Raw genomic sequence first — 4536 nt, 5'->3', positions numbered from 1 at the left:
GTCGCGCGCGGCGACGACCGGGCGGCTGGACGTGGCGGCCCTCGCGGCGCTGACTCCCGCCGTCGGCGCCGGGCTGCGCGTGCTGACGGGCCTCAGCCGGGCCGAGCGCTGGCCCGAGGTGCCCGGCCCGAGCCTGGATCTGGTGTGGCGCGCGGCGCGCGACCTCGCCCGGTGGACGGTCGTCGACACGGGGTTCTCCCTCGAACAGGACGAGGCGCTGAGCTACGACACGCGCGCGCCCCGGCGCAACGCCGCCACGCTCTCGGCGCTGGCGGAGGCCGACGTCGTGGTGGTGGTGGGCGGCGGCGACCCGATCGGGCTCCAGCGTCTCGTCCGCGCCCTGGGGGATCTCGCCGAGGCGGGCGTGGCGCCGGGGCGCCGCGTCGTCGTGGTCAACCGGCTCCGCGCGTCGGCGAGCGGCCCGCGGCCCGGCGACGCCGTCCGCGGCGCCCTGCACCGCTACGCCGGCGTGGAGGACGCGCTGCTGGTCCCCGAGGACCGTGCCGCCTGCGACGGGGCGCTGCTCGCGGGCCGCACGCTCGTCGAGCACGCGCCGTCGTCGCCCGTGCGGCGGGCGGTCCGGCACGTCGCCGAGCACGTCGGGCGCGTGCTGGCGCCGGTGGCGAGCGGCTGAGGGCACACTGGTCCCGTGCGCATCTACCTGCCGTCGAGCCTGGCCGAGCTGGCCTCCCGGGGACCGCTCGCGCCGCGCGTGGTCCACGCCGTGACACCCGCCCTGCGGGCCGCCCTGGCGGACGAGGACGACGAGGGCCTCGAGTACGCGGCCCAGCTGCTGGCGGCCGACGACAGCCTCGACGCGCTCGACACGAGCACGCGCGCGGGCCGCCGCCGCGTGGTCGTCGCCGCCGACGTCCCGGACGCGGTGGTCGACGCCCTGGACGGCGACGAGGCGCACGCGCCCAGCGCGGTCCGGCTGACGAGCGCGGTGGGCTGGGACGACGTCGCCTGCGCGCACGTCGACGAGGCCGCCGCCGAGGACGACGTCGTGGCGGCTGCCGCGGGCGACGACGACGCGACCGAGCGCCTGGCCGAGCGCGACCTGCTCTGGTACGACGTCAGCGAGCTCGGGCGCCTCGCGGCGGGCGTCAAGGGCTGAGCGCTCCTCGCACCGGCGCACCGGCGCACCGGCGTGCCAGTGCGATGAGGGTGCCCGGCGACCGCGGGTCCCCGGCGTCGCGGGAGCCTCAGCCGTCGGTGCGGTCGAGCCGGGCGAGCACCTGATCGTGGAGCGCGCCGTTCGTCACGACGGCGGAGCCGCCGAACGGGCCGGGCGTCCCCGCGAGGTCCGTGAACCGGCCGCCGGCCTCCGTGACGATCGGCACCAGCGCCGCCATGTCGTGCAGCGCGAGCTCGGGCTCGGTCGCGACGTCCACGGCGCCCTCGGCGACCAGGACGTACGACCAGAAGTCGCCGTAGGCGCGCGTGCGCCACACCGCCCGGGTCAGGTCGAGGAACGCGTCGAGCCGTCCCTCGTCCTCCCAGCCGCTCAGGCTCGAGTACGACAGCGACGCGTCCTCGAGCCGCGTGACCTGCGAGACGTGCAGCCGGCTGGCGGCGGCCAGCGACTTGCCGGTCCAGGCGCCGGAGCCGAGCGCCGCCCACCAGCGCTTGCCGAGCGCGGGCGCGCTGACGACGCCGAGCACCACCTCGCCCTGGTCCACGAGCGCGATGAGGGTCGCCCAGACCGGCACGCCGCGCACGAAGTTCTTGGTGCCGTCGATGGGGTCGATGACCCACCGCCGCGGGCCGTGGCCGGTGTCCGCCATCTCCTCGCCGACGACGGCGTCGCGCGGTCGGGTGCGGGCGAGCTGCGAGCGCACGATCTCCTCGGCACGCCGGTCGGCGTCGGTCACGGGGGTCGTGTCGGGCTTCGTGTCGACCTGCAGGTCCTGCGCCTTGAACCGCGACATCGTCAGGGCGTCGACCTGGTCGGCGATCACGTGGGCGAGGCGGAGGTCGTCGTCGTAGCCCGAGCGCGTCATGGCTGCACCGTACCGGGCGTCCCGCCCGCCGGGGCTCAGGCCGGGTCGGCGCCCGTGCGCGCCGCCAGGAGCCGCCGCATGGAGTCGACCCGGACGGCGCGCTGCTCGTGCTCGGCGCCCTCGGCCTGCGCGGCCCACTCGTCCAGCGCGCAGTCCGGCGCGTCCGCCGCGTGCGTGCAGCCCCGCGGGCAGCGCTCGGCGGCCACGGCGGACAGGTCCGCGAAGGCGCCCAGGAGGCTGTCCGGCTGGACGTGCGCGAGGCCGAAGGACCGCACGCCCGGGGTGTCGATCACCCAGCCGGAGCGGTCCGGCAGGCGCAGCGCGACGGCGGACGACGACGTGTGGCGCCCGCGCCCCGTGACGTCGTTGACCCTGCCGGTGGCCCGGCGCGCGTCGGGCACCAGCGCGTTGACGAGCGTCGACTTCCCGACGCCCGAGTGGCCCACGAGCACCGAGGTGCGCCCGGCCAGCCTGGCCCGCACCTCGTCCAGCCCGGTCCACTCCCCGGGCGCGCCCTCGTGCCCGGCGGCGACGGTCCCGTCGCCGTGGGAGCGCGCCGTGACGACGACGTCGACGCCGATGGGCCGGTAGAGCGCGGCGAGCGGCTCGGGGTCGGCCAGGTCGGCCTTGGTGAGGCACAGCAGCGCGTCCATCCCCGCGTCGTAGGCGGCGACGACGCACCGGTCGATCATGCGCGTGCGCGGCTCGGGGTCGGCCAGCGCCGTGACGATGACGAGCTGGGAGGCGTTCGCGACGATGACCCGCTCGACCGGGTCCGTGTCGTCGGCGGTGCGCCGCAGCACGGTCGACCGCTCGCCGATGCGCACGATGCGGGCGAGCGAGCCCGGCGCGCCGCTCGTGTCCCCGACGACGTCCACCCGGTCGCCGCACACGACGCGCTCGCGGCCGAGCTCGCGCGCCTTCATCGCGAGCACGACCCGCTCGTCCGGCGCGCCCGGCGCGACGAGCAGGTGGTACCGGCCCCGGTCCACGCCCGTGACCAGGCCCTCCACGGCGTCGTCGTGGTCCGGCCGCTGCTTGGTCCGCGGGCGCGAGCCCCGCGGGTTGGGCCGCGTGCGGACGTCGCTCTCGTCGTAGCGGCGGGTCACGCGCGCCTCACGCCGTCGTGCCGGTGGGCGGGGTGCCGAGCATCGCCGTCCACATGCCGACGAAGTCGGGCAGCGTCTTGCGCGTGGTGGCGACGTCGACCACCCGGATGCCGGGTACCCGCAGCCCGATGAGGGCGGCGGCCGTCGCCATGCGGTGGTCCCGGTACGTCTGCACGGTCGCGCCGTGGAGGGGACGCGGCGTGATGACCAGCCCGTCCGCCGTCTGCTCGGCCTGACCGCCGAGGCGGCCGATCTCGGTGGCGAGCGCGGCGAGACGGTCGGTCTCGTGGTTGCGGACGTGCGCGATCCCGCGCAGGCGCGTGGGGGAGACGGCGAGGGTGGCCAGCGCCGCGATCGTCGGTGCGATCTCACCCGCCGCGTGCAGGTCGACGTCGATGCCGCGGACCTCGCCCGTGCCGGTCACGGTGAGCACGTCGCCGTCCAGCGACGCGGCGCCGCCCATTGCCGTGAGGAGCTCGGGGAGCATCGCGCCCGGCTGCGTCGTGTCCGTGGGCCAGCCCGGCACCCGGACGGTGCCGCCGACGGCGAGGGCGGCGCACAGGAACGGCGCGGCGTTGGAGAGGTCCGGCTCCACGCGGACGTCGCGGGCGGCGACGGGCCCGGCCTGCACCTGCCAGATGTCGGGCCGGGAGTCGTCGACGACCACGCCGGCCGCGCGCAGCACCTCGACCGTCATCCGGATGTGCGGCAGGCTCGGCAGCGTCCGGCCGGTGTGCCGGACGGTCAGGCCGCGGGGGAGCAGCGCGCCCACCAGCAGCAGCCCGGAGACGAACTGGGACGAGCTGCTGGCGTCGACGTCGACCATGCCGCCGGTCACCGCCGGCCCACCGGTCACGGTGAAGGGCAGCGTGCCGCGAGCACCGTCGTCCACCCGCGCGCCGAGCGCCCGCAGGGCCGCCAGCACCGGCGCCATGGGGCGCACCCGCGCCTCGGCGTCGCCGTCGAACCGCACGGTCCGGCCGGTCAGGGCGGCCACCGGCGGCAGGAAGCGCATGACCGTCCCGGCGAGGCCGCAGTCGACCTCGACCGGCTCGCCTCCGGGGGCCGGCGCGGGCGCGCCGAGCTCGAGGGGCTCCACGGCCCAGTCGGTGCCGTCGCGCTGGACCCGGGCGCCCAGCTGCTCGAGCGCGGCCGCCATCAGCAGCGTGTCCCGCGAGGCGAGGGCCCCGCGCAGGACGCCGGGCCCGTCGGCGAGCGCGGCGAGCACGAGGTAGCGGTTCATGAGCGACTTCGAGCCCGGCACGTCGACGAGCGCGTCCAGCGGGCCGGTCGCCGTGGGCGCCGCCCACAGCTCGTCGACGGCGTGGTCGGTGCTGGGCGGCGCGGGCGCGGGCGTCATGCTGCCGAGGCTACCGGCGCGCGCGGCGCCGGTGCTGGCGCCGTCCGGCGTCAGGCGGCGCGGC

General features: G+C 77.6%; 4 protein-coding genes and 1 pseudogene. 2 read left to right on the top strand and 3 right to left on the bottom strand.

What is annotated here, in order from left to right:
* Both IDM29_RS15165 and IDM29_RS15160 read left to right on the top strand, forming a co-directional pair.
* Positions 1 to 634 (top strand): annotated as a pseudogene (locus IDM29_RS15165) (hypothetical protein); the annotation flags it as partial.
* A 15-nt stretch (positions 635 to 649) separates the two neighbouring features.
* On the top strand, positions 650 to 1117 hold the full coding sequence (locus IDM29_RS15160; protein WP_182111710.1) for a DUF6912 family protein: 468 nt from the start codon (positions 650 to 652) through the stop codon (positions 1115 to 1117).
* 88 nt (positions 1118 to 1205) lie between these two features.
* Here IDM29_RS15160 and hisN read toward each other — a convergent pair whose 3' ends face one another.
* Genes hisN through aroA form a run of 3 tightly spaced genes read right to left on the bottom strand, consistent with a single transcriptional unit; the run spans position 1206 to position 4472 of the window.
* Positions 1206 to 2003, bottom strand: a complete 798-nt coding sequence (gene hisN / locus IDM29_RS15155) for a histidinol-phosphatase (protein ID WP_182111709.1) — start codon at positions 2001 to 2003, stop codon at positions 1206 to 1208.
* A gap of 35 nt (positions 2004 to 2038) precedes the next feature.
* Positions 2039 to 3112 (bottom strand): ribosome small subunit-dependent GTPase A, encoded by a 1074-nt coding sequence (gene rsgA / locus IDM29_RS15150; protein WP_182111708.1) that lies wholly within the window; start codon positions 3110 to 3112, stop codon positions 2039 to 2041.
* A 7-nt stretch (positions 3113 to 3119) separates the two neighbouring features.
* Positions 3120 to 4472, bottom strand: a complete 1353-nt coding sequence (gene aroA / locus IDM29_RS15145; protein WP_182111707.1) for a 3-phosphoshikimate 1-carboxyvinyltransferase — start codon at positions 4470 to 4472, stop codon at positions 3120 to 3122.
* Between the last annotated feature and the right edge of the window lie 64 nt (positions 4473 to 4536).

This window comes from Actinotalea sp. JY-7885, assembly GCF_014525465.1.
Classification (GTDB): Bacteria; Actinomycetota; Actinomycetes; order Actinomycetales; family Cellulomonadaceae; genus Actinotalea.
Note: the sequence above shows the minus strand (reverse complement) of the source record. Positions and strands in the feature narration are given on the sequence as shown.